The 24,167-nt window shown below is 38.9% G+C and carries 22 protein-coding genes and 1 pseudogene; 15 read left to right on the top strand and 8 right to left on the bottom strand.

The window, feature by feature from the left end:
* Positions 1–96: 96 nt before the first annotated feature.
* Positions 97–687, top strand: a complete 591-nt coding sequence (locus DTA23_RS23210; protein WP_070565562.1) for a sugar O-acetyltransferase — start codon at positions 97–99, stop codon at positions 685–687.
* A 41-nt stretch (positions 688–728) separates the two neighbouring features.
* Here DTA23_RS23210 and DTA23_RS23205 read toward each other — a convergent pair whose 3' ends face one another.
* The 3 genes from DTA23_RS23205 to DTA23_RS23195 form a co-directional block, all read right to left on the bottom strand.
* Entirely contained in the window at positions 729–1,160 is a 432-nt protein-coding gene (locus tag DTA23_RS23205; protein WP_070565564.1) for a GNAT family N-acetyltransferase, read from the bottom strand.
* Positions 1,157–2,665, bottom strand: coding sequence for a bifunctional ADP-dependent NAD(P)H-hydrate dehydratase/NAD(P)H-hydrate epimerase (locus DTA23_RS23200; protein ID WP_070565566.1), 1,509 nt, complete (start codon positions 2,663–2,665; stop codon positions 1,157–1,159). The genes DTA23_RS23205 and DTA23_RS23200 overlap by 4 nt, the downstream gene beginning before the upstream one ends.
* A gap of 207 nt (positions 2,666–2,872) precedes the next feature.
* A complete protein-coding gene (locus DTA23_RS23195) occupies positions 2,873–6,226 on the bottom strand; it encodes a trifunctional glycoside hydrolase family 18/polysaccharide deacetylase/glycosyltransferase family 2 protein (RefSeq protein WP_256604631.1) in 3,354 nt (1,117 codons plus the stop codon).
* A gap of 164 nt (positions 6,227–6,390) precedes the next feature.
* Here DTA23_RS23195 and DTA23_RS23190 point away from each other — a divergent pair, with 164 nt between their 5' ends.
* The 6 genes from DTA23_RS23190 (at position 6,391) to DTA23_RS23175 (ending at position 11,150) form a co-directional block, all read left to right on the top strand.
* The gene (locus DTA23_RS23190; protein WP_070565569.1) at positions 6,391–7,230 is read left to right on the top strand and encodes a DUF4846 domain-containing protein; all 840 of its coding nucleotides are present in this window, start codon (positions 6,391–6,393) and stop codon (positions 7,228–7,230) included.
* A 227-nt stretch (positions 7,231–7,457) separates the two neighbouring features.
* Positions 7,458–7,619: a globin family protein gene (locus DTA23_RS28115; protein ID WP_204991056.1), complete on the top strand. Its 162-nt coding sequence runs from the start codon at positions 7,458–7,460 to the stop codon at positions 7,617–7,619.
* A 6-nt stretch (positions 7,620–7,625) separates the two neighbouring features.
* Positions 7,626–8,435 carry a globin domain-containing protein gene (locus tag DTA23_RS23185; protein ID WP_218565454.1) on the top strand — a complete coding sequence of 270 codons (810 nt, stop codon included), beginning with the start codon at positions 7,626–7,628 and terminating at the stop codon, positions 8,433–8,435.
* Entirely contained in the window at positions 8,428–8,661 is a 234-nt protein-coding gene (locus DTA23_RS28110; protein ID WP_218565453.1) for a ferredoxin reductase domain-containing protein, read from the top strand. The genes DTA23_RS23185 and DTA23_RS28110 overlap by 8 nt, the downstream gene beginning before the upstream one ends.
* Before the next feature lie 99 nt (positions 8,662–8,760).
* Positions 8,761–9,240 (top strand): RrF2 family transcriptional regulator, encoded by a 480-nt coding sequence (locus DTA23_RS23180; protein WP_070565571.1) that lies wholly within the window; start codon positions 8,761–8,763, stop codon positions 9,238–9,240.
* Between the two features lie 1,580 nt (positions 9,241–10,820).
* Positions 10,821–11,150: a hypothetical protein gene (locus DTA23_RS23175; protein ID WP_146753187.1), complete on the top strand. Its 330-nt coding sequence runs from the start codon at positions 10,821–10,823 to the stop codon at positions 11,148–11,150.
* Between the two features lie 356 nt (positions 11,151–11,506).
* Here the strand turns inward: DTA23_RS23175 and DTA23_RS23170 are convergent, their stop codons facing one another.
* Entirely contained in the window at positions 11,507–11,986 is a 480-nt protein-coding gene (locus DTA23_RS23170; protein WP_070565575.1) for an SRPBCC family protein, read from the bottom strand.
* 119 nt (positions 11,987–12,105) lie between these two features.
* On the opposite strand from DTA23_RS23170, the gene DTA23_RS23165 reads away from it, so the two are divergent.
* Together DTA23_RS23165 and DTA23_RS23160 are read left to right on the top strand one after the other, a co-directional pair.
* Positions 12,106–12,618, top strand: coding sequence for a GNAT family N-acetyltransferase (locus DTA23_RS23165; RefSeq protein ID WP_070565577.1), 513 nt, complete (start codon positions 12,106–12,108; stop codon positions 12,616–12,618).
* Complete coding sequence (locus DTA23_RS23160; protein WP_070565579.1) at positions 12,615–13,478, top strand: metallophosphoesterase; 864 nt, start codon at positions 12,615–12,617, stop codon at positions 13,476–13,478. Before DTA23_RS23165 ends, DTA23_RS23160 begins: the two co-directional genes overlap by 4 nt.
* A 305-nt stretch (positions 13,479–13,783) precedes the next feature.
* Here the strand turns inward: DTA23_RS23160 and DTA23_RS23155 are convergent, their stop codons facing one another.
* Positions 13,784–14,209 (bottom strand): cold-shock protein, encoded by a 426-nt coding sequence (locus DTA23_RS23155; protein ID WP_070565580.1) that lies wholly within the window; start codon positions 14,207–14,209, stop codon positions 13,784–13,786.
* 404 nt (positions 14,210–14,613) lie between these two features.
* Here DTA23_RS23155 and DTA23_RS23150 point away from each other — a divergent pair, with 404 nt between their 5' ends.
* The gene (locus DTA23_RS23150; RefSeq protein WP_070565582.1) at positions 14,614–14,895 is read left to right on the top strand and encodes a GNAT family N-acetyltransferase; all 282 of its coding nucleotides are present in this window, start codon (positions 14,614–14,616) and stop codon (positions 14,893–14,895) included.
* A gap of 53 nt (positions 14,896–14,948) precedes the next feature.
* Here DTA23_RS23150 and leuS read toward each other — a convergent pair.
* Positions 14,949–17,733, bottom strand: a pseudogene (gene leuS, locus DTA23_RS23145) (leucine--tRNA ligase).
* A gap of 217 nt (positions 17,734–17,950) precedes the next feature.
* On the opposite strand from leuS, the gene DTA23_RS23140 reads away from it, so the two are divergent.
* From DTA23_RS23140 to DTA23_RS23120, 5 genes are read left to right on the top strand one after another with little or no spacing between them, the layout of a single operon-like run.
* Complete coding sequence (locus tag DTA23_RS23140) at positions 17,951–18,829, top strand: cell division protein FtsX (RefSeq protein WP_046674489.1); 879 nt, start codon at positions 17,951–17,953, stop codon at positions 18,827–18,829.
* Positions 18,830–18,831: 2 nt separating this feature from the next.
* On the top strand, positions 18,832–19,071 hold the full coding sequence (locus tag DTA23_RS23135) for a DUF3098 domain-containing protein (protein ID WP_046674488.1): 240 nt from the start codon (positions 18,832–18,834) through the stop codon (positions 19,069–19,071).
* A gap of 22 nt (positions 19,072–19,093) precedes the next feature.
* Complete coding sequence (locus DTA23_RS23130; protein WP_070565586.1) at positions 19,094–19,888, top strand: undecaprenyl-diphosphate phosphatase; 795 nt, start codon at positions 19,094–19,096, stop codon at positions 19,886–19,888.
* A 9-nt stretch (positions 19,889–19,897) separates the two neighbouring features.
* Positions 19,898–20,620, top strand: coding sequence for a tRNA pseudouridine(55) synthase TruB (gene truB, locus DTA23_RS23125; protein WP_070565588.1), 723 nt, complete (start codon positions 19,898–19,900; stop codon positions 20,618–20,620).
* A gap of 55 nt (positions 20,621–20,675) precedes the next feature.
* Positions 20,676–21,650, top strand: a complete 975-nt coding sequence (locus DTA23_RS23120; RefSeq protein WP_070565590.1) for a bifunctional riboflavin kinase/FAD synthetase — start codon at positions 20,676–20,678, stop codon at positions 21,648–21,650.
* Between the two features lie 89 nt (positions 21,651–21,739).
* On the opposite strand, the gene aroQ is transcribed toward DTA23_RS23120, so the two are convergent.
* Together aroQ and DTA23_RS23110 are read right to left on the bottom strand one after the other, a co-directional pair.
* Positions 21,740–22,159 (bottom strand): type II 3-dehydroquinate dehydratase, encoded by a 420-nt coding sequence (gene aroQ, locus DTA23_RS23115; RefSeq protein ID WP_070565703.1) that lies wholly within the window; start codon positions 22,157–22,159, stop codon positions 21,740–21,742.
* A 267-nt stretch (positions 22,160–22,426) separates the two neighbouring features.
* The gene (locus DTA23_RS23110) at positions 22,427–24,100 is read right to left on the bottom strand and encodes a gliding motility protein RemB (RefSeq protein WP_239468840.1); all 1,674 of its coding nucleotides are present in this window, start codon (positions 24,098–24,100) and stop codon (positions 22,427–22,429) included.
* Positions 24,101–24,167 lie beyond the last annotated feature (67 nt).

Genomic DNA, 24,167 nt, shown 5'->3' with positions numbered 1-24,167 from the left:
CAAAAAAAACTCAATAACCCAGATTCACAAGGCGTAGATTGCTATTGCATTTAAAAATCAATTTATCTAAGTTTGTTGCGGAAAAATGGGCATTGAATGAAATCAGCAAAGGAAAAAATGATTGCCGGCCTTCCCTATATCGATTCGGAGGGGCAATTATTTAAGGAAAGACAATACGCAAAAGAAGAACTTAAACGGTTTAACGATTCGGAGCCTAAACACCTGAAATTCAGAAAACAGATTATTCAAAAACTTTTTAAATCGACGGGAACTCGATTCTTTCTCGAACCTCCTTTTCGTTGCGATTATGGTTACAATATTGCTATTGGTGAGAACTTTTACAGCAATTATAATTGTACAATATTAGACGGTGCACCAGTTACCATAGGTGATAATGTATTATTTGGTCCTAATGTAAGCCTCTTCACAGCCGGCCATCCCCTCCATTTTGAAGCAAGAAATCAAGGTTGGGAGTTTGCGTTGCCTATCGTAATCGAAGATAATGTATGGATCGGTGGACAGGTTGTCGTCAATCCCGGCGTGCGAATCGGAAAAAATTCGGTCATTGGTTCTGGATCAGTCGTCACAAAAGATATTCCAGCAGACGTCGTAGCTGCAGGTAATCCGTGCCGGGTTATACGTAACATTACCGAAGCGGATCGGATCACCTATGCTGAAAATCCGTAAGGATCACAAGGAGCAGCACCGGTGTGCAGCCATAACCTACCTCATGGCTCATTGTCGGGCATGAGATCATTGGTTGGCGGTAATGAATACGTGATCATGAGCTCCTCCTTTTGTTTTATAGGAACAAAACCATTACTTTCCCAAAAATGCTGCTGTGCAGAGGGCGCTTCGGCTTGGAGCATTTTACCACCGAACGTATCGATAAATAGTCGCGCATGTTTCAATAATGCTGTGCCTACACCTTTCAGTCTTACATGTGGAGCAACAGCGAGGAAATGGATTGTATAAGTATCACCTGAACTAATCAGGCTCAGCACGCCTACTACTTCGTTTCCGTCGTAGGCGGCAAAATGCGTCGCTTCAAAATCGCCCTCCAACATCACCTCGGCCAACTTACCTTCCAGAGCGAAAACCTCTTTTCGAAGTTTCCAGGTCCGGGCGGCAAAAACTTGTTCAATGTACCAATCTATCATAATCCTTTTTCTAATGAGATAAATGCGTCGGAAAGATGATTAATGGTATCCGAAGGTAATAAGGAATAGGCACCAATCGTCTTAACTGCAATATCTGCCGCGCGCCCATGGATATATACCCCCATAATTAAAGCTTCTTTAGAAGAATAGCCCTGTCCAAGCAAGGAGGTAATAATCCCTGTCAGTATATCGCCACTGCCTCCTGTTGCCATGCCCACGTTGCCTGTACTATTGAAGTAAACGAGCCCATCAGGCATAACCATTGCACTATTTGCCCCTTTTATTAACAGGTACAACTGATGTTTACGCGCAAAAGCTTTCACTTTCTCAATCTTTTCGAAATCATCTTGCCAAGCACCCAATATCCGGCTAAGTTCTTTGGGATGGGGTGTTAATATACTGTGCGCTGGAACAGAGGCCCAAAGATCTGGTTCGCGGGCAAGAATATTTAAAGCATCAGCATCTAATACCAAAGGGGTATCATTAACCTGAGTTATAAATACCTTTAACGCATCAATTGTATGGGATGCTGTTCCCATCCCGATTCCGATACCCACTGACTGATAACCTGTCAATAAGGGGAATTGACTAATGAAATCTTGTTGGAGATCAGTCATCACCATCGCTTCGGGCACGGCAGTCTGTAAAATAGTATTACCGCAGTTAGGTACATAAGCTGAGGCTAAACCGCAACCCGCTCGAAGAGCCGCTTTTAGCGCAAGCTGAACAGCCCCCATTTTACCTTTACTTCCGCCAATAATCAGGGTATGACCAAATGTTCCCTTATGATCAAATCTCCTTCGTTGTCGATAAAAGGACCTAAGGAAGGACTCGTCGACATAAAACAGATTGGTTTCTGCCAATTCAATTGCACGTTGGCTAAGACCGATATCCAATACCTTGAAGTCTTTTACATACCATTGGTTTTCGGGTATTAGCAAGGCTATCTTTGGAAACTGAAAGGTATATACCATATCTGCCTTTACAATGGGAACATCTTTAGCTGTCTTTTCATCAGCCAGCAGCCCAGAAGGCATATCGATCGAATAGATTGTTGCACCACATCCATTTATACTGGAAATTATACCATTCCAGTCAGCTGTCAGTGCCCGCTTTAATCCATATCCAAACAAGCAATCCAGTACGATTGCATCGGAAGGAATATCAATCTGGTCTTCCGCTGCAATTTTTTGAATCATATGATTGGGTAAACGCTTTTGATTGGTAAGATTATCTACGGAGTAATCCTTAACATCCACTAAATAAACCTTGACTTGGGCCTGTTGTTGATCCAACAGACCCGCCAGTACCAAACCATCGCCGCCGTTGTTTCCCTTACCACAAAAAATATAAAAGGTACTTTGCTCCAATCGTGAATGAAGCTTTTTAATTTCCTCAAAAACAACTGTTGCAGCTCGTTCCATCAGGTCAAGACTACTAATTTTCTGATCCTTTAAGGTTTCACTATCAATCCCGTTTATCTGCTGAGCGGAAAGTATCTTCATGTCGTTTCTATTTTTATTGAAAGTACCTATTCTCAAGCTCAATTAAAAATCTCTGTATACTTTTTGGTAGGCGATAGCAATCCTAAAGTAGGATACCAAGAAGGATGCTACCGCCTAACTCGTGTAAGTCACAATTTCTATGCACTTGTTGTTACCTCTTTCACCCCGCCTGTCCGTTTCAAGGTACCCCAAGTATTTAATTCACCTTTAATCGCTTTTCTGACAGACTTGAAATAAAACGAAATACATCAGTTGACGCCAGAAAAAACGCTGCGGAAACAAATAAATTAAATTGCTAAGCTTCTCGCCTTCCATTTTAAAGGCAATGCCTGCAAAGAACATATCCACGAATACAAAAAGGAAGTAATAAAACATCACTTGACCAAAACCATTATGCAGTGAAAATAATCCTGCAATTCCTGTCCAGCTGATACCATTTACCTCGCTTAGGGAGAAAAGACCGCTCACCAGAGAGAATAACATAAAAATATCGGCCAAGGGCGCAAATAAAGGAAGTATAATCTGAAAAATCAGAATATTAGGCATTCCGACCATACCAAAATAGCCATATTTGGGATTTAACAGGGTTTGTTTATTTTTCCAAAAACTCTGCAACACACCAAAGCTCCAACGGAAACGCTGCTTGAAGAGCATTTTTACCGTATCTGGTGCTTCCGTATAAGCGATTGCTTCAGATGAATTTCGCACGGTATAACCCGCTCTTAATATACGCATGGTTAAATCACAATCTTCCGCTAATGTATCCGTTGTAAATCCACCCACTTCCAAAATAACAGATCTACGAAAGGCGCCAATTGCCCCTGGTACGACCGATATCATGTTGAGCAAATCGAAAGCTCTCCTATCCATATTCTGTGAAGTAATATACTCGATCGATTGCCAATGTGTCAATATATTATGGACATTTCCTACTTTAACACTTCCTGCGACAGCAGCGACTTGAGATTTGTTAAAATATTTCATCAACTGCTTTAGCGCATCTGTCTTCAGTTGAGTATCGGCATCGATACAGAGCACAAACTGAGTATCGGATTGCTCGATACCATAGTTAAGCGCAGATGCTTTCCCTCCGTTTGGTTTTGTAAATAACCTGACTTTAGGATGATCGCCATACACCTTACTGACCATCTCAAAAGTTTTATCTTTCGATCCATCATCAACGAAAATCAACTCATAATTGGGGTAATCCAAATTCAACAGGCTTTTTATAGTTGCCAACACGGTTATTTCCTCATTATAGGCCGGAATGATCACACTTACCTTCTCCCGAGGATCCACAACCAATTGAGATTGCTCTTTTTTACTTTTTTGTTTTTGCCGGATTGCCAAATAAGCAATCATTGCTGTTCTAAAAATTGCCAATACAATGGCAATGGAAAAAACCAGATTCAAAAAGATGTTACCATAAAACAATGTTCCTAAGAACAAGCGGTTGGAAGATCCACTAAATCCCGAATCGGAAGCATTTTCAACAGGTGGCATCAATTCATCTCGTTTTTTGCCCATTAAATCACCAATCGTTGCAAATTTATATCCATGCGATTTAAAATAATGAATAATACGTGGCAAGGCGGCTATGGTCGCTTCTCGATTGCCTCCAGCATCATGTAATAGGATAATATTCCCGTTATCGCGTCGTTTGATGACTTCATTATAGACTTCATCTGCTGTACGGCCAGGTAACCAATCGTTGGGATCGATGTATTCGCCAATATTGATATAGTTCTCTTTACGGCTCTGGGCCACGGGCAGAATTTCGGCCACCGTCTGTGGTTCGGCATCCGCATTAAAAGGAGCTCTGAAAAGAATTGTACTATGACCGGTTATACATTCAATGATCTTTCGGGTGGCGTTCAACTCGAACTTAACACGATTTGGCCCTATTGTGGACATATCGGGGTGAAAAAAAGTATGGTTACCGATTTCATGTCCCTCCTGGTATTCGCGACGGACCAGATCCATATTTTTCTCAGCCATCACACCCACAAGAAAGAAAGCTCCCGGAACACGTTCTTTTTTTAAGATGTCCAATACTTGTGGCGTATATGTCGGATCAGGCCCATCATCGAATGTGAGCACCACCGTCTTGTCTCTTTCTCCAAAGCGCTTAATAACGTAATTACTCGGTGTTTTTACATACACTTGGTCCTGAATCATTAGCGTCGATGGATCGTAAGTAAATTTAACTTCCCCAGGAGCCGGGCTATTGACCAAATCCAAAATTTCCCCATCGCCAATATATTGAATCCCTCCCACATTGATCTGACTTATTTTCCGAAAGTCAAAAGGCTCTTTTTTCAAATTTTCTTGATTCAATGATCTGGAAATAAACGACCATAAACGAGCGTCTTCACTTCCCAAACGCCAAAGAGCAATGCCTGCAAGGCCCCAGTCATCGGCTTTGCGGATGAGATTGAAATAAGTTGCGGCATCGGTGAAATAGACATCATGGCGCATCCCCGCACCATCTGTATAGCTGAAGTTGAGATTGGAAGATTGGGGATCAAAAGTAATCTTAGCATTGTAATTATGCGCCAAGATAACGGCGTTATCATACGTCAACGTTTTGCCCACCCGATCTTTCGGCCAGTCATATCCATAACATGCCAAAGCCAAAATCACTTTGTCTGCATCGATCTTATTGCAAAGTTCATCCAGGTTCTTTTCAACCCATGCCTGATGTGAAATGGCCCCAGCATTACTTTCAATGGAATGCTGATCATAAGCCATCAAAATAATATAATCGTTATATTTTTGTAAGGAAATGGGATCGTAATCATCATTTTCAGGCGAGATATCTTGCGTGACAAGCAGGCCCTCCGTATGAAATACGGTATAGATATGCGCCATAAAATCGTTTAATGGCTGGTGGTCATCCAACTGTAAATTCTCAAAGTCGATATTTATGCCTGCAAAACCATTACGCTTCACTTTAAGAAGGATGTCGTCTATAAAACGTTGTTGTTTATCCGGATTAAGCAAAATAGCCTTTACAGTCTGCCCATCAAAATCGTTACCACTGAAATTGGAAATCTGCGCAATTGCTTTACGCTTATATTGATGGATCACCTTAAGCGCAGCAGTATCTGCTTTATCGACCACGGTATCTTGATTAGGTACCGTAAAAAAGGACTCCATGGCGACCATATCCAAATGACCTATATTTCGGCGTAAATCAGATAAAGACTGTTCACGAACTTCATTAGACCAAGAACTGACATAAAAGCCCATATTGATCCTGTCTTTGGTACCAATATGTTTCAAATGCTTCAGCTCACGGTCACGTTTAATCTTCTCCAATTCGGATTTTACAATGGTAAACTCCTTGAATTGTTTGGATTTTTTTAATCTGGCGGTGGACTTTTCGGTCAATGCTGTGTTGGTATTAATTGTTGGAAAAGGAGGAATCTGAATCTTTCCCAATGTATAAACCACACATATCACACCAATGATCAAACCTATTACCAATGCGCTGCTCATCCATGAAAAAGCGTACCAGCGCTTTTTGCTTGACGTCTGAAAAATCTGTTTTCCTGACATAATCGTATTCTTTTTAACTTCGGCTAAGCTACATCAGAAAATGATCCAAAAAGCGGATGAGTAGCTTAAAAATTTCTTAATTTTCTCAAATGATTTATGTTTCGAATTATATCTAGATTTAAGTATATTCGATAAACGCAATACACTAGTTCAGAAAATTTTATATGAGATCCATACATGTACTCATTCCACTCCTCTCGTGTCAGGTTTTCATTGGCTGTGGACAACCGAATGTGGCTTCACCAAAAGCCCAAGTGCTCGACTCGGTCGCTGCGGATCTAGCGAGAACGGACGGAAGCCAGTTTATTAACCCCGCTGGGATGACGGTCAAATCACGCATTTTATTGCCGGAAGGCTTTAAAAGAGCAAACTACCGGACTGAAGAATTTGGAAATTTCCTTGAAAATCTTCCATTGTACCCCATCGACAGGGAGGTACATTATTACAATGGAAAAATTAAACCTAGAAATAACATCTACAACAGTGTTGTAAAGCTGGACATCGGAAAGCGCGATTTACACCAATGCGCGGATGCTGTCATGCGACTCAGGGCAGATTACTTATACCAACAAAAGCGGTACAAGGATATCAAATTCAACTTCCTTTCAGACGGTAAACCCCGTACATTTACAAACTACGCAAAAGGAGATTACGCCTACCCAACCTATTGGAAATATTTGGAATATATTTTTGCCTATGCAAATACGGCTTCACTACATGATGAGCTGCCCCGTGTAAAAACGACTCAAGAAGTTAAGATTGGAGATACTTTTATCCAAAAAGGATCTCCTATTGGCCATGCAATCATTGTAGTTGATCTGGCCAAGGACAGCACTGGAAAAACAATTGTACTACTCGCACAAAGCTACATGCCAGCCCAAGAAATACAAATTTTAAACAATTGGAACAACAGCAAGCTTAGTCCTTGGTACGATATTGACCAAGATATTATAAAAACCCCTGAATGGACATTTTATCCTAAAAACCTTAAAACCTGGGAGTAGTCCACTGTGAACAAGACTGCCGTTAAAATCGACCGGATGATTGTCCGTACAAGCAGTAAAAAATAATAAAAGATATTTTTGTCTTTTATTATAATTCTCTATTTTTGTAAACGATAGTCATTTGCAAATGAACCCTATCAAGGTTATAAGATTCCTCGCAGCGAGTGGATTTTTTCATTTTTTATTCTGATCAAATAAAAGATAAAAAGGTATTTAAATATTTTATTATGATTACTGAAGCACAAAAAGAGTTAATCAAAGGTACTGTACCGGTTTTAAACGAACATGGTGTAGCGCTGACCAGTTATTTTTATAAACGTATGTTTGACCACAATCCGGAGCTTAAACATGTCTTCAATATGGGAAACCAACAAAATGCGCGACAATAAACGGCTTTGGCTACAGCAGTATTAGCCTATGCGGAGCATATTGAGAATCCAGCAGTCCTTCTTTCGGCAGTGAAACATATCGGACAAAAACACAGCAGCCTCAATATTCGTCCGGAGCATTATCAGATTGTTGGGAAGCATTTATTGGCGTCCATTCAGGAAGTATTGGGGGCTGCTGCCACAGAAGAACTGATTGAAGCCTGGGAAGTTGCCTATTTTCAGCTAGCAGATCTGATGGTCGGAGTCGAAAAGGATATGTATAATCAGATGATCCAGAGCGACGGCGGATGGACGGGCTGGAAGCCATTCACCATTATAAAAGTGGTAGCCGAGACCGATGAGATTCAGTCTATTTATCTCAAGCCAACAGATCAAGGAAGACTTCCAAAACACGAGGCAGGCCAGTATGTAAGTGTACGTGTATTTCTTCCCGAATTACACCTTTATCAACCCAGACAATATAGTCTTTCCGATGCGAGTAACGGCGAATACCTCCGGATTTCGGTAAAAAGAGAAGCCGCGGAAGGAAAACCTGAGGGTATGGTGAGTAATTATATACATCAATACGTTGAGGTTGGAAAACAACTGGAACTCACAGCACCAACAGGCTCCTTTCAATTGGTCGAAAGTGACAAACCACATGTATTTATCAGTGGCGGCGTTGGTCAGACCCCATTGATGGCCATGTTAGAGCATCTAGCGGACAAGAAAGAAGACAAACCGATCACTTGGATCCATGGTTGCCGCAACCCTGATCTACATGCGTTTAAAGAAAGAGTAAAAAACATTGGAGAGCCAACATCAAAACATGACTAGCTTTTCTTTCTATGACGAAGCGCAGGGTATGGACACTGACGCTCTTGAGGGTTGGGTTGATCTCGCTAAAATAGATGCTTCTTATCTTCCACAGGAGGCAAACTATTACCTGTGTGGCCCTGCAGGATTTATCAAAAAGCACTTCCAATATTTAACCCATCAGGGCATCAACGCTGAGAACATTCATTTTGAAGAATTTGGTCCGGCATCTTTGCAACTAAATTAATTGCACTGCCCTATTTCATGAAATAGTCATCCCTAATTTTTAATCGTTGCGGATGGCTATTTTTGATTTTGTACATTTGCAAAAAGCAAAAAAGAGATTATGGGTATTTTTTCTAAAACATGTGAATATGGACTAAGGGCAGTTTTTTTTATTGCTCAAAGCTCCCAAGAAAATAAACGCGTGAGCATAAAAGAAATAGCAGAGAGTATCCATTCTCCAGAGGCTTTTCTAGGCAAGATACTACAGAATCTAAGCCGAGCAGGTATCATTCGATCCATGAAGGGACCTGGCGGGGGGTTTTACCTCGACAGCGGAGATATGTCCACACCACTATCCGAGGTCGTTAAAGCAATCGACGGTGAAAGTCTATTTGTCGGCTGCGGCATGGGGCTTGAATTCTGCTCCGAACAATATCCCTGTCCCTTGCATCATGAGTTCAAAAGCATACGCAATAACCTTTCAGAAATGCTTCAAAAAACAACAGTCGGCCAATTCAATGATGATCTTATCAAGGGAAAAATCCTATTAACGAAAAGCCATATCGAACCCGATAAAACCAGGACAAATTCCTCAGATTAATAGGCCAAATCTTCCGCTTCTTCCTGCTATTTTCCAGCTGTGCCCCTTTACAAAAAGTAAAGAAGTGCGCATAAATTCCATTTTTCAATATATAAATATTAAATCCATATAACACACAATAAACACCTGAAAGATAGGTTTATAAAAAAAAATAAAAATGTAAAAAAAAGAATTTTAGACATCTTAACATTCGTTTCCACAGAAGACCTAAAATCGCCCTAAATTCGACCTTTTAGGGTGAAACTACGCTTATAGGAAAACAGATCTGGCAGAGGCTCGACCGCCTCGATATAACCTGTTGTAAATAATGCTCATTTCCTAATTAAACAGTCCTATTGAGCGCAGCAATCAGGCATCTATTTAACCGATCACTGGGCAATAATTGCCCTCTTTGCATAGCTTTCCTTTGGGTTAAATTTAAAAAATGAGGATTATTCTCTGACTACAACACCATCTTTTCGTATTTTTACTGGAAGAATCATACTATTAAAAATAATAGCATTCTAAACTCTAATTAACAATAAATTATGTAATTTATATAAACAAAAAAAATAACATTAAATAACACCATTAACGGGCTATTTTAAATAAAAAAAAGGTGTGGATAAAATTTTATCCACACCTTTTTCTTACTCAAGTACAGCCACAATGTGAAGAACCATACAGCCCCGGTTTACACAAAAGTCAAACAGGTAAATATCGTTGTATCTTCGCGCTTGATTTATGCAGGCTAAAAATAACATGTGCGACAAGACATATGTCAATGATAACCGCAGACAAAAAAGGCCTCGAAACAAATGGGCGCCTGAGCAGGGTTCAATTGACCAGCGTAAGCCCCACTTGCGCACCCCGTCTCATGAACGCAAGCAAACACGCGATATAACAAGCTTTTTATGCGATATAAGAGAATATCTATCCATAACCAACCAAATACATATAATCTTTACAAAATCGCTTAAAACGGATAATAACATCTTTCCCGCCTAACTATGGGTAAAACCTTAAAAACACAGCTGCCGAAGTACCCATGAGGAGTACTTGACTTGCAGTCGACGGGACACTCTATTTCTATATCACCATTCTGAGTCATGCTATCCAATTCTACCCCCCTCTTAATCGATATAAGATAACAACTTTCTGCAAAACACCACATTCACCTCTACAAAAAAAGAAGAGCACAGTGGGGCTTAAAACGACTCAAACAACATCTTATCTGCGCTAGAACTTTATGGACCCAGTAAAAAACTTCAGCAGTTGAAGGGTCGCAAATTCATAAAAAAAAATGAGAATAAAAACCTTTAAAATAAATAAGTAAAATGGATTATATAAAGCTATACATCATAAAAAAACTACCCTAGACCGTTAAAATCAAATTCGGAAAGAACATAACAAACGCTTTTATTATCTTTTAAATTTTTCAAAAAGACCATGAATAAAGACACCTTAGTGAGATCATTCTTAAAAGCAGAACGGATAAAGATGAAGAAAGCCCGTAATGTCATTATTGGAATTTTTCTTGGTTATGTTTGCTTTTTGTTACGGTTTTTTCTTATTTGCCTTTTTTTCGAAATGGTCAGCCAGTGAAAGATAAGCTCTCGTTTTTCTATAAGTCACTCCCTACCCTATCTGTTCTTTTTATTTATTTAGGTTTTGCGTTCGGTATATTGTGCTGGATGGCTTACATTAAAAATCAAAAATTCATCAATGCGCTACAGCGACTAAACGATCATGATATAGCAGTCTACCAGGAGTACAATAGACGACTCATGCACTTTTTTGCCGTTGCCGCTCCTTATCTTTTTTGTGAAAATGAGATTTTATTCTTTCCGTTGATCGGAAACAAACGGATCGCTATTCATCAAATCCATCGTATTGAAAACAAAAATTATCAGAAATTACCGGGGACCTAACAGCTATCGTATCTATTTCTACAATGAATTCAACAAAATTCATCAGGTTACCATGAATCAAAAAGGAGCTTTTGAGTTTTTACAGGAAGAGCTTTGGAAGAAAAAACCGGATTTGGTTATTTTAGCAAGAAATCATTAATAAAAAGGTTTTACGGATACTGTCGAAAAAAAGTACAAAGAAGCAATGCTACCTCAAAGTCAATATCGGATTTTAATCCAGCCAACAGCGAATCGATGACCTTCTCACTAAACACACGATACGAACAAATCTATAACCTTCTAGCGAAGAACATTCATACGGTTGTTAAGGACGCCTAAGCTGAGCCGATCAATCCTTTATTCTTTTTCCAACAAAGCTACTCTTGAATATACGAGCCATATTTTCCTGATTCCGCAACTTCTTTGATCACTTGATTGCGCTCCTCGAGAAAGCATCGCATATAGCGCGTTAAAAAAAGCCATTCTGCAAATCTCCCCAAAACTCCGAGCGGCGCCTTGAAATTAAATATATCACGCATGACTACTTTTCCATTTTCAAGTTGCTTGAAAATGTGCTTGTGATCCATGGTATGAAATACCCCCTGGGTCATTTGATCTTCAAAAAAATGAGGCTTTTCCATCGCCGTTATCTGCACGGTCAATGTTTGCGTAATGCCGAGATGTCTTGCGAGCCACCGAACCTTTTGTCCTGCTTCGATCAAACCCGTCGTCACTCCATCAATCGCTTTCTCCCTTGTTTTCTTTGTCGAATACATATGCAAATCAATACTACGCGCCAGGTCAAAAACAACAGGCAAAGGAGCCTCTATAACTGTATCTAAAATAAGCTGCGGCATAATATACGCTTAAAAATTTTCACACGAATTTCGTAAAATTCGGTAACTTCTTTAGGATTCAGCATTAGAATTTTATAAATTGAGTGTATTCTATCCAAACAGCAACATAGACAATAAGCATGATAACACTCCTTCCATTCGAAAGATCAGATTTCCCCCTTTTTAAATCCTGGATTGGATCAGCAGAGGAACTATTGCAATTTGCAGGACCTTATTTTTCGTTTCCTCTTAGCGATCAGCAACTTGAACAATATATACAAAACCCAAAGCGCCGCGCTTTTAAAATAACAGATACAACAACCACAGAAACTATTGGTCACTGTGAATTAAACTTCGAACGAGACATCCCAAGACTCTGCCGCATTTTGATTGCAAAAAGTTCCGAACGAAATAAAGGCTATGGCAAAAGCACCATAAATGCACTGCTAAAACTACTTTTCATCGAAGGAAACTATGATATAGCTGATCTAAACGTTTATGACTGGAACTACAATGCAATTCGGTGCTATGAAACCGTAGGCTTCCGGATCAACGAAAATATTATTTCAACAGTAGCAATTGGAGATGAAACCTGGAAAAGCCTCAATATGCAAATCAATAAATCAACATGGAAAGCTAATTTAGCGCGATGAAAAACAAGCGAAAATTAAAGCATATCACCCTATACTTACTTATTATGGGTACATTGATCGGTTTTTATAGCTGGAAAATCGAGCCGCATTGGGTAAAATATGAACAGATCGATCTACCTATAAAACATTTACCCGAGGTATTGAACGGAAAATCATTGGTCCAGATTTCTGACATCCACATCGGAAACTATGTGGATAAAGATTTTATAAAAAGAACCTTCCGAGAAATCGCAGCATTAAAACCGGATATCATTGTGTACACCGGCGATTTTGTACGGCTCGTTAATCATAAAATACCCTTAGCTGAGCTTGATAAAGTCATGCAAGTTGCACCAAAAGGCAAACTTCAGACATTGGCGATCCTAGGAAATCATGATTATGGAACGAATTTTAGGGACAGTGCTGCAGCAGACTCAATCGTGAGCCTACTCAAAGGATATAACATCAGCGTATTGAGAAATGAAAGTGTAACAATTCATGGGTTAAGAATATTCGGCATAGATGACCTTTGGGGAACGAATTTTAACCCTATCAAAGCTATGAAGGAGTATAACCAATCGCAAGCCAGTTTGGTCTTATGCCATAATCCAGATGCCGCAGACCTCAATGTCTGGAATGGTTACACTGGCTGGATTCTGGCAGGACATACGCACGCGGGTCAGATACGAATTCCATTTTGGGGCTCCCCGATCATACCTGTACGAAACAAAAAATATGATCAAGGAATAAAAAAAATAAGCGGAAACAGAATATTATATATCAATCGAGGACTGGGACACAGTATTCCTATCAGATTCAACGCCAGACCCGAGGTTACAATTTTCACCTTGAAAAAGGAATCACAAAATGAAATCCATTAGGTTCGATCCAACCTTTTAAAGAAGGTATGGATAAAATGCGGTATAAATAGTTTGCCTATAATCGTCTAAAGGATCTATTCCTTGCTGTCTACCCAAAACAGCATAGCTTGAACTCCAAAAATCCGAAACGATGAAAAGCTGACGCACAAAGCTTTTTAAATTCGACAATGGAATATCTCGACGGAACATAAATCAAAAACCGTCAATTTAAAGCATAAAAAAACCTTTGTTTGACGCCAACCACGATGATATCAAACAAAGGAGCTTATGATCAACACCTGACATGCCAAGTGTTTTCTTTCGTGCTAATATTCAATCAAAACCTCGGTTACTTGCGCACCTTGTTTTGCACTTTTGAATTTAAACTTCACCTTTTGGTTGAGGTTTAATTTCTGACCGACGAGACGATCATTGAAATATATTGATTGCTGCGTTTCGTTGTCCCTAATAAAACCGTAATTGGACTCGGTATTATAATGAACAACCTTTCCAAAAGAATAGTCTTCTTGAGGAGAAGCGTTATATGTCGGAGTTTCACCTTCTTTCAATTTTACCGGCGGTTTGTCTGAGATATTTCCGTATTCATCAACATAGGCAAACAATTCTTCTAATGACTTTCCCTTGTCATTGTTTGTTTTGTTGAATTCTTTTTTCTCATTTTTTTGTTGCTTTTTAAGTAGCTTCTTTTTTTCTCGTTCTTTTTTGTTAAATGTAATTTGGCTTTTGCTCATTCAATATGGATTAAAATAAAATGTTCCCGAAGAGGTTACGGACCTTTAGAGCTTCATTGAAAAGATAAAAATGCGAGGTATACTAAGGAGATATTTACAAAGATAAGAAAAATTCTTCAGAAAATGTCTATTAAGCGTTTGTATTCATGCTGATATCAACTTAGCGTGAGTTCATCGTTATTGATTTTAAGCTCGATCTATAGGTAATAGTTTTATGCGTATGTTTTTGTGAACGCCCCTAGAGCAAACGATAGTTTGACTAGCGGTGAGTTTAACCTTCAATTGTGAATAAGAGCCTATACTCTCGCATCCTTTCGCAAATAGATAAACCCGATTGCAATCCTAAAATTGAGAAATTCCATAAAACAAAAAAGATCATTTAGACGTTACTTTTAAAAAAAACTATGGAAATAAGAAACATCGAAAGGGACGAAAGAGGCAATTTTATTGCAGAAGTTGAAAATAATGAAGCCGGAATTTTAGAGTATACCTGGCAAAACGATCATGAGTTTTCCATTGATCATACAGAAGTCTACGACGAGTATCAGGGAATGAGCGTGGGAAAAAAATTGGTACTGGAGGCTGTTGACTACGCCCGAAAGAATGACGCCAAAATTATCCCAAATTGTCCCTATGCGAAAGCTATCTTCGATAAAACAATAGCTTTTCAAGATGTATTGGCATAAAAAAGCCGTTTTATCCTATTGATAAAACGGCTTTTTATACTGTATTGAGTGGATTAAATGACGATATTGATTATTTTTCCTTTGACAAAAATAATCTTTTTGATCGCCTTCCCATCTAAATGCCGTTGTACATCAGCATGGGCTTTAATCGTATCTTCTACTGCTTTTTGATCTAAATCAAGTGCCAATGACAGATTAAATTTCATCTTACCATTGAAAGACACCGGATAAGCAAATTCCGATTCAACTAAATATTCTGGTTTAAATACAGGATATGAAGCGTAAGATAGTGTACCAGCTTCATTACTCAACAGCGCCCACAACTCTTCCGTAATATGTGGTGCATAAGGCTGAAGAATAATGACAAGCTGTTCCAATATTTGTCTTTTATTGCATTTCAACTCGGTCAATTCATTGACACAGATCATAAAGGCTGAAACTGAAGTATTGAATGAAAAACGCTCAATATCGTCTTCCACCTTTTTGATAATTTTATGTAAGGCTTTAAACTCTGCTTTGGATGGATCTTCATCGGAAACAGTGAAACTACCCTCAGCATCGTGGAACAGTCGCCATACTTTACGTAAAAACTTATAAACCCCTTCAATCCCATTTGTATTCCAAGGCTTAGCTTGCTCCAAAGGCCCCAAAAACATTTCATATAGTCGTAATGTATCTGCTCCATAGGATTCGATAATATCGTCCGGATTGACCACATTGAATTTGGATTTTGACATTTTCTCCACTTCGCTGCCGCAGATATACTTACCATTTTCCAACACAAATTCGGCGTTGGCAAAGTCAGGTCTGAAAGCTTTGAATTTTTCCAAATCCAACTGATCATTATAGACTATATTTACATCGACATGTAATGGAATTGTTTTATATTCGTTTCTCAACCCATAGGATACAAATCGATTTGTACCTCTACCCTCTTCATCCAACACGCGATACACAAAATTAGAGCGCCCTTGAATCATGCCCTGATTAATCAATTTGCGGAATGGCTCTTCCTCATTTTGATAGCCCAAATCTTTCAAAAACTTGTTCCAAAAACGCGAATATAACAAGTGTCCAGTAGCATGCTCAGAGCCACCGATGTATAAATCTACGGCTTTCCAATAATCCACTGCTTCTTTAGACGCAAAATTACCTTCATTTTTTGGATCCATATATCTAAACCAATACCATGAAGAGCCCGCCCATCCTGGCATCGTACTCAATTCATACTCATATTGATCTTCATATTTCCAATCTTTTGCCCTTCCTAAAGGAGGTTCTCCTGATTCTGTCGGTAAATATTTATCAACCTCGGGCAATAAGAGCGGTAATTCTTCTTCTTTAATTAAATAAGGTAATCCATTTTTAAAGTAGACAGGAACGGGTTCTCCCCAATAGCGCTGACGACCAAAAATAGCGTCACGCATACGGAAGTTTATTTTTGCTTTACCTAATTTTAATTCTTCCAATTTAGCAATCAACGCAGGGACCGCCTCTTGGTAAGTCATACCATTGATAAAATCGGAATTGATATATTTCCCGTCTTTATTAGGATCAGCTTCTTCTTCAATATGTTGGGTATCCGAAATAGGAATAATAGGAAGAGCAAAATGTTTAGCAAACACATAGTCACGTTGATCGCCACTCGGAACAGCCATTACAGCACCTGTACCATAACCGGCAAGTACATAATCTGCAATCCAAATTTGTACATCTTGTCCTGAAACAGGATGTTTAGCATAAGAACCTGTAAAAGCACCAGAAACTGTTTTTCGTATCGGCCATACGATCCAATTCAGATTTTTTCGCCGTTTTCTCGATATAGGCATCCACTTCAGCTTGCTGCTCAGGAGTAGTCAATGCAGCCACCAATTCATGCTCTGGAGCCAATACGATAAACGAAACGCCAAATAGGGTATCTACACGTGTAGTGAATACCTCTATGTTTGTATTTAATTGTGGCACGGGAAATTTCACGGAGGCACCTACAGATTTCCCGATCCAGTTCCGTTGCATTTCAACCAAAGGCTCTGGCCAATCAATTGTATCTAAACCTTTCAACAAACGATCCGCATAGGCCGTAATACGCATAGACCACTGCATCATCTTCTTTTGCTCCACAGGATAACCGCCACGTTCAGAGACACCGTTGATTACCTCGTCGTTCGCTAACACTGTACCTAAAGCGGCACACCAGTTTACTGTACTTTCACGCAAATAAGCAATCCGATATTTCAACAATTCCCGTTGTTGTTTTTCTTCGTCAAAAGATTTCCATTCATCAGCGCTGAATTCCAAGACATCTTCATCGGAAACTGCTAAAATGCCAGCAGAGCCACTTGCAACAAACCTAGCGATTAATGTTTCGATCGGTTCAGCTTTATCTGACTCTTTATTATACCAAGAATCAAACAATCTCATAAAAATCCACTGTGTCCATTTGTAGTATGACGGATCAGAAGTACGTACTTCTCTACTCCAGTCATAAGAGAACCCAATGTTATCCATTTGCTCACGATAACGATTGATATTTACCTCAGTCGTAACAGCAGGATGCTGACCAGTTTGAATGGCATATTGCTCTGCAGGAAGTCCAAAAGAATCATATCCCATCGGATGCAATACATTGAAACCTTTCAAACGTTTATATCTTGAAAAGATGTCCGAAGCAATATATCCCAGCGGGTGACCAACGTGCAGCCCCGCTCCGGAAGGATAAGGAAACATATCCAATACATAGTATTTTGGCTTTTGATGCGTATCGGACGTTTTATACGTTTGATGATCCGCCCAAAATTTTTGCCACTTTTTCTCTAATGATTTGTGATTATACTCCATTTTTATTCGTAAGGAATTTTTATGACTTGCGAAATTACGATTTTAATACTAAAATGTGATAAAAGTTTTGTAGTTTGAACAATAAATTATAGTATTGAAAAGTTAATTAAACATAGGAAGAAAACAGCGTTCGAATAGATTTTATCAAAGTAATTACAAGATTAATTCGAAATCTTCCACTCAAATAGTTACTTTCGCAAATAAATTTTTGCTTATTATGTCAGAATACGAATTAAGCACACAAAAAAGAAAAACAAAATCTGTATATGTATCTACGGTTATCAGTATCGCTCTCGTGTTGCTGGTAACAGGTATGTTAGGGTTACTCTTGGTGCACGCTAAAAATCTTTCGAAATACGTTAAGGAAAATATCGTCTTAAATGTCATCGTAAATGATGGCACAAGTGAAGGTGATGTCCTTTCACTACAAAAAGACCTTGAAAAAGATCCTTACGTACTTCGCACCGAATATATCAGTAAAGAATTGGCTGCAAAAAACTTGAAAGAAGATCTTGGTGAAGATTTCGTACAATATCTGGGGCATAACCCACTATTGCCTTCTTTAGATGTTTACATGAAAGAGAATTATGCCAATACAGATAGCATTAAAACTTTTATTGAAAAGATTTCCAAAAACAATAAAATTAAAGAAGTTGTATACCAAGAGTCATTAATTGACATGGTCAACAAAAACGTACGCATCATCGGAATGATTGTTCTTGCTTTTGCGGTTATCTTACTGATTATCGCCGTAGCTTTAATCAATAATACGATACGTCTTGCGATCTATTCGCAGCGTTTCTTAATTAAAAGTATGCAATTGATTGGGGCGACTAAAAACTTTATTCGTAAACCATTTATAACATATGGCATCATTCATGGTTTATTGGGATCTTTGATCGCGATTTTACTGCTCATTCTAACGCTGAAATTTGCACAACAGCAAATACCGGAACTGGTTTTTTTACGCAACTGGTTTGAATTTGCAGTGATCTTTTTAGGCGTAATCCTGATTGGAATTCTCATTTCGGGACTTAGCACCTATTTCGCAGTAACAAAATATTTAAAGGCACAATCTAACGATTTATACAGATAAAAATGGCTCAAATAAAGAAATCTACTGAATCAGTCAATAAAGGTTCATTTGTATTCTCCAAAGTAAATTACCAACTGTTTATAGCGAGCTTAGCTATTGTAGTCATTGGCTTTACATTGATGTCTGGTGAAACTGACATTTATAGCTTTACCAAGATCACCTTGGCCCCTATTGTTGTTGTTCTTGGATTTGCGATCGGATTCGCGGCAATCCTATATCGTCCCAAAAACAAATCAAATTAAAGCGTAATCTTACCTCAAACAGATGTCTATTATTGAAGCTATCATCCTTGCTATCATTGAAGGATTAACGGAGTTTTTGCCTGTGTCTTCGACAGGTCATATGATCATTGCTACTGCCCTAATGGGTATTCAACCATCGGCTTTTGTCAAATTATTTACAATTGTCATCCAGTTAGGAACGATATTATCCGTATTGGTGTTATACTACAAGCGTTTCTTTAAAACACTATCATTTTACTACAAATTGATCATTGCAGCTATCCCCGCCTCTGTGTTGGGCTTGTTATTCAACGATTATATTGATGCATTACTGGAGAGTCCATTAATGGTCGCCGTGATGTTGGTCGTCGGCGGTCTCGTTTTACTTTTTGTTGACAAGTGGTTCAACAAACCAACTGTTGAAGATTCGGACAAGGTTTCCTACAAACAAGCTTTTATGATCGGGGTATACCAATGTCTTGCATTAATTCCGGGTACCTCAAGATCTGCAAGCACAATTATTGGTGGTATGGCCGAGAAACTAACACGTAAAGCTGCTGCGGAATTCTCCTTTTTCCTTGCTTTGCCTATGATGTTTGGCGCTTCTGCCGTAAAGCTTTTAAAGTTCTTTAAAGAAGGTAACACCTTCACGGGAGAAGAACTTAATTTGCTTATTATCGGAAATCTAATTGGTTTCGTTGTTGCAATCGTCGCCATTAAGTCTTTTATCGGCTTTTTAACCAAATATGGTTTTAAAGCATTTGGTTGGTACCGAATCATCGTTGGTGTAATTATTCTTGCCCTCCTACTTTCGGGTCATAGTTTACAAATTATCTAAAATCTTTGGATGGAAAATATAGAGGTTAGTGAAAACTCAGCAAAGTTCAACTTTGCTGAAGGAGAAATGTTGTTGATCGATAAACCTTTAACATGGACAAGTTTTGACGTTGTTGGTAAAGTTAGAAACTCAATCAAGCCATTAAAATTAAAAGTCGGTCATGCAGGGACTTTAGATCCACTGGCAACGGGGCTACTCATTGTATGCACTGGAAAACTAACAAAAAAAATAGACAGCTACCAAGCTGAGGACAAAGAATACACGGGTTCGATCACCTTAGGAGCGACGACGCCTTCTTACGATCTGGAAACAGAAATTGACCAAACCTTTTCAATCGATCACATCACGGAGGACATGATCTTCGAAGCAGCAAAATCCTTTGAAGGCGATATTCAGCAATTTCCCCCTGCCCATTCAGCCATAAAAATTAATGGCGAACGTGTCTATGAAAAGGCCCGTCGTGGCGAGGAGGTTGAAATAAAGTCCCGCCAGGTACGTATCAATAGCTTTATCATTGAAAGAATCGAGCTCCCCAACGTATATTTTCGTATATCCTGTTCAAAAGGAACTTACATCAGATCGTTGGCCTACGATTTTGGAAAATTCTTACAGAGTGGATCACATCTGAGTTCCTTGCGACGCACCAAAAGTGGAGATTATCGCGTAGAAAATGCTTGGAACCTTGAACAACTTATCGCTGAAATAAAACGTCATAAAGAAATCATTAAATAACTTTACCGTCCCATTTTATTGATTCTTTATCTTATTTTTGCAAAAACTCCTATAAATGAAAATCTACAGAAGTTTAGATGATTTCTCACCAGTTGAAAATGCAGTTGTAACCATCGGTACTTTCGATGGAGTTCATATTGGCCATCAAAAAATATTGGCTCACCTAAAGGAAGCAGCTCATAAAATTAATGGTGAGACAATTTTGCTTACTTTTTTTCCACATCCACGATTGATTATCAATCCAGACGATGATAGTTTACGCCTGATCAACGATATCGAAGAAAAGGTCAGTCAATTAAGCAAAGTAGGAATTGACCACTTAATTATCATTCCTTTTTCCCGTGATTTTTCCAATCAGACTCCGGAAGAATATATTAGCAATGTTCTTGTTGGCAAATTGGGCACAAAAAAGATTGTGATAGGCTATGATCACCATTTTGGCAAAGATCGAAAGGGTTCGATGGGCGATTTGGAGCAGTTTGCATCTATATTTGACTACAGCGTTGACGAAATTCCGGAGCAAGACATCAATGATATTGCAGTGTCCTCCACGCGCGTACGTGAAGCGCTTATAAAAGGCGATATAAGAACGGCTAATCTCTATTTAGGTTATCCTTTTGAATTAACGGGAACGGTGATTAGAGGCGACCAAATTGGTCGTACCATCGGATTTCCAACAGCCAACCTTCAGGTTCACGAACCTCATAAACTAATACCAGCCTATGGTATTTATGCTGTTGAGGTATACATCTATAATCATATCCAAAACATCACTACGGGAGAGTATAAAGAGGAAAGTCCAGTATCCATCGCGAAAGGCATGGGCTATATAGGAACCAGGCCCACTGTCGATGGCATGAATCGGGCTATTGAAATCAGCCTATTCGATTTCGATCAGGATATTTATGGCAAGACACTCCGCGTAAAGTTCCTTCATTTTATCCGACACGATGAACGATTTGACTCACTTGAAGAAATGAAAGCTCAGATCAAAGCAGACGAAGTCGAAATCAGAAGTCTTATTGGTTAGAACAAGTCTGTTAGCTATAAAACAAAAAAGCGGGAATTCCCGCTTTTTTGTTTTATAGCTATTTTTTCTCTTCCTTGCAAAAGAAGATATTATTTAATAAATGCCTCTATACCCAATCTGTAGCTATCCAGGCCAAAACCACAGATCACCCCTCTACAATTCTTTGCGAGGAACGAATGATGACGAAATTCCTCTCTTTGATGGACATTGCTTATGTGAACTTCAATAACAGGTGTTGTGATTGCTGCGATTGCATCCCCAATCGCAACTGAAGTGTGAGTATACGCTCCGGCATTCAACACAATTCCATCAAATTCAAAACCGACTTCGTGTATCTTATCGATTAATCCTCCTTCAGAATTGCTTTGAAAATAGGCTAATTCCACTGTTTCAAATTGTTGTTTTAGTTCTTCAAAATAGCTCAGGAAGTCCTGGCTACCATAAATTGATTTCTCCCTTACACCCAACAAATTTAAATTTGGGCCATTCAGTACGAGGATTTTTTTCATTGGAATAACATTAGTTTTGTGCTGGTCCATTGGCTAACTAAGCGAACCCATGCCATTTTCTGTTTAAGCAAATCGTTTTTAAGCCCTAACACATCATAAGAAGGGATCGTCCACGATCGGATATTTATTCTAATTGTATCCAAGTTGTCTTCCCTAATTGTCAATTTGTGCTAAAACTATATTTAAAAATAAACTATATTGGTTTTACAGCATTTATCGCCAAAACAATATAGTTTATTTTAATTATAGATCGGTTTATAAAAATTTCTATAAATCGTTATAAATTGCCCGGAAACTTGAACGAAGTCCAAATGACACTACGCCGGATTTATTGACTACAGGTGTTTCATATTGTGCTTTTGCGTAACGTTGGGTATAACCAAGTTCTAAACGGAGGTTATACTTGGGATTAAGCACATAGGCAGCCTTAGCATCCGCATAATAGATATTATTCTTTATTCCTTGGGCAATATGATTTCCATATAGATTTGGTATTGTATTATAGGATTGGAAGATGTTACCGCCCATATTACTTCCATCAGGCAGATCAAGTCCATTTTGGGTAAACATACCCTGTAACGAAAAGTCCCATCTATCCCATGCATAATTCACAAGGCCAACAAGCTCTCTAAAGTTTGCCCCTTTCGGATGAGCCAATGGCTCGGCATTGTTACTATAGTTTGAATACGACTTAAAGTGTGCGTAAGTATATGGTCTGGCTGTATTATACTCGGCTAAAAAGTTCAGGTTTTTCACACCAAACATATCATATCCCCTGACACCAAGTTGTGCTCCCCATTTGTTATGCGCATATCCATTCCCAGCAAAAAACTCTTTGGCGGTAAACTCCCCCAATAAGAACTGACCATATGCCGTCAAATTATAGGGTAGTTTATATTTGGAAGTTAACCCCAAAAACATTTTGTCTGGCGAAGTACGATTATTATTTTCAACAGGTCGGATAAAGATAATAGGACTAATATAACTGAAATCAAAACCTCTTTTACCTGCATCGTCTTGCGCAGCCCAAACAACAGATTGGAAAAAGCCAATTGATAATTTATTGGTCACATTCCAGTCCAGATATTGGAAAGCCCCCCATTTTTTACCATCGCCCAAACGCTTGTTCGGTTCACCCTCCATCGGATATGTACCTGTTAAATCCTGTCTAGGATGCGTCGGATCATTCATATAGGCCCAAATCGAAGTATATTGAACATTCCCTATCGTCCCTGTTAATTTCAGATGCGCATAATTCGATGAAAAATCAGAGAGAAGCATGGATCTATATCCATCCCCAATGAAGTTTTTGTCGTAAGCCAAAGTTGCCTGAATATACTTATGCGCGTCATAGGTCATACTTGCTGTCGCATACATCCAATCCATTTTATTGTTGGACTTAAATTTTGAGTTCGCCTGCCCCGGCACAACTTTATTGGCTACGATATAGTCATCCAAATATTTGGGAAATACCGCCTGACTTTCAAATGCGGAAGTATTGAATGTAAATTTATTACCCACGTTCAATCCCACCTGAAATCCTCTGCTATTCATCCATGTCCGACGCTTGTCACCTAACATATCCTTTCCAATATAAAGATCCGGTAAAAAATCAGCATAGAATGTATAATCTTCTTTCTCAACCTGCACCAGATGTTCATTAAAAATCTTACGCATAAACCAATTGGACGAAGAAACAGGCTTATTGGATTGGATTGAATCAAACTTGGCTAACAATAAAGAGTCTTTGATGACGAATGGTCTAGCAGCAGTGTGCATTCTCGTCTCAGTAGAATAAACCGCATCGTTCATTTTTTGATAAAAATGATACGAATAAGGCTGACTCTTGATCTGGGCAAAACCGCCGAAGGAAATACCTACCCCCATGCTTGCCAGCACAATTCGGAGTAAATTATTATTTTTTGTTATATTAAGCCTCATAAAATTATTTCAAAGATTATTTTTTCTAGCAAAATGCATTCCTAAACGCAAATTAACCGAATAAAAA

This window comes from Sphingobacterium multivorum, assembly GCF_900457465.1.
Classification (GTDB): domain Bacteria; phylum Bacteroidota; class Bacteroidia; order Sphingobacteriales; family Sphingobacteriaceae; genus Sphingobacterium; species Sphingobacterium multivorum.
Note: the sequence above shows the minus strand (reverse complement) of the source record. Positions and strands in the feature narration are given on the sequence as shown.

Coding starts and splice junctions, on each gene's coding strand:
- DTA23_RS23210 (WP_070565562.1), top strand. CDS start 97: ATGAAATCAGCAAAGGAAAAAATGATTGCCGGCCTTCCCTATATCGAT.
- DTA23_RS23205 (WP_070565564.1), bottom strand. CDS start 1,160: ATGATAGATTGGTACATTGAACAAGTTTTTGCCGCCCGGACCTGGAAA.
- DTA23_RS23200 (WP_070565566.1), bottom strand. CDS start 2,665: ATGAAGATACTTTCCGCTCAGCAGATAAACGGGATTGATAGTGAAACC.
- DTA23_RS23195 (WP_256604631.1), bottom strand. CDS start 6,226: ATGTCAGGAAAACAGATTTTTCAGACGTCAAGCAAAAAGCGCTGGTAC.
- DTA23_RS23190 (WP_070565569.1), top strand. CDS start 6,391: ATGAGATCCATACATGTACTCATTCCACTCCTCTCGTGTCAGGTTTTC.
- DTA23_RS28115 (WP_204991056.1), top strand. CDS start 7,458: ATGATTACTGAAGCACAAAAAGAGTTAATCAAAGGTACTGTACCGGTT.
- DTA23_RS28110 (WP_218565453.1), top strand. CDS start 8,428: ATGACTAGCTTTTCTTTCTATGACGAAGCGCAGGGTATGGACACTGAC.
- DTA23_RS23180 (WP_070565571.1), top strand. CDS start 8,761: ATGGGTATTTTTTCTAAAACATGTGAATATGGACTAAGGGCAGTTTTT.
- DTA23_RS23170 (WP_070565575.1), bottom strand. CDS start 11,986: ATGCCGCAGCTTATTTTAGATACAGTTATAGAGGCTCCTTTGCCTGTT.
- DTA23_RS23165 (WP_070565577.1), top strand. CDS start 12,106: ATGATAACACTCCTTCCATTCGAAAGATCAGATTTCCCCCTTTTTAAA.
- DTA23_RS23160 (WP_070565579.1), top strand. CDS start 12,615: ATGAAAAACAAGCGAAAATTAAAGCATATCACCCTATACTTACTTATT.
- DTA23_RS23155 (WP_070565580.1), bottom strand. CDS start 14,209: ATGAGCAAAAGCCAAATTACATTTAACAAAAAAGAACGAGAAAAAAAG.
- DTA23_RS23150 (WP_070565582.1), top strand. CDS start 14,614: ATGGAAATAAGAAACATCGAAAGGGACGAAAGAGGCAATTTTATTGCA.
- DTA23_RS23140 (WP_046674489.1), top strand. CDS start 17,951: ATGTCAGAATACGAATTAAGCACACAAAAAAGAAAAACAAAATCTGTA.
- DTA23_RS23135 (WP_046674488.1), top strand. CDS start 18,832: ATGGCTCAAATAAAGAAATCTACTGAATCAGTCAATAAAGGTTCATTT.
- DTA23_RS23130 (WP_070565586.1), top strand. CDS start 19,094: ATGTCTATTATTGAAGCTATCATCCTTGCTATCATTGAAGGATTAACG.
- truB (WP_070565588.1), top strand. CDS start 19,898: ATGGAAAATATAGAGGTTAGTGAAAACTCAGCAAAGTTCAACTTTGCT.
- DTA23_RS23120 (WP_070565590.1), top strand. CDS start 20,676: ATGAAAATCTACAGAAGTTTAGATGATTTCTCACCAGTTGAAAATGCA.
- aroQ (WP_070565703.1), bottom strand. CDS start 22,159: ATGAAAAAAATCCTCGTACTGAATGGCCCAAATTTAAATTTGTTGGGT.
- DTA23_RS23110 (WP_239468840.1), bottom strand. CDS start 24,100: ATGAGGCTTAATATAACAAAAAATAATAATTTACTCCGAATTGTGCTG.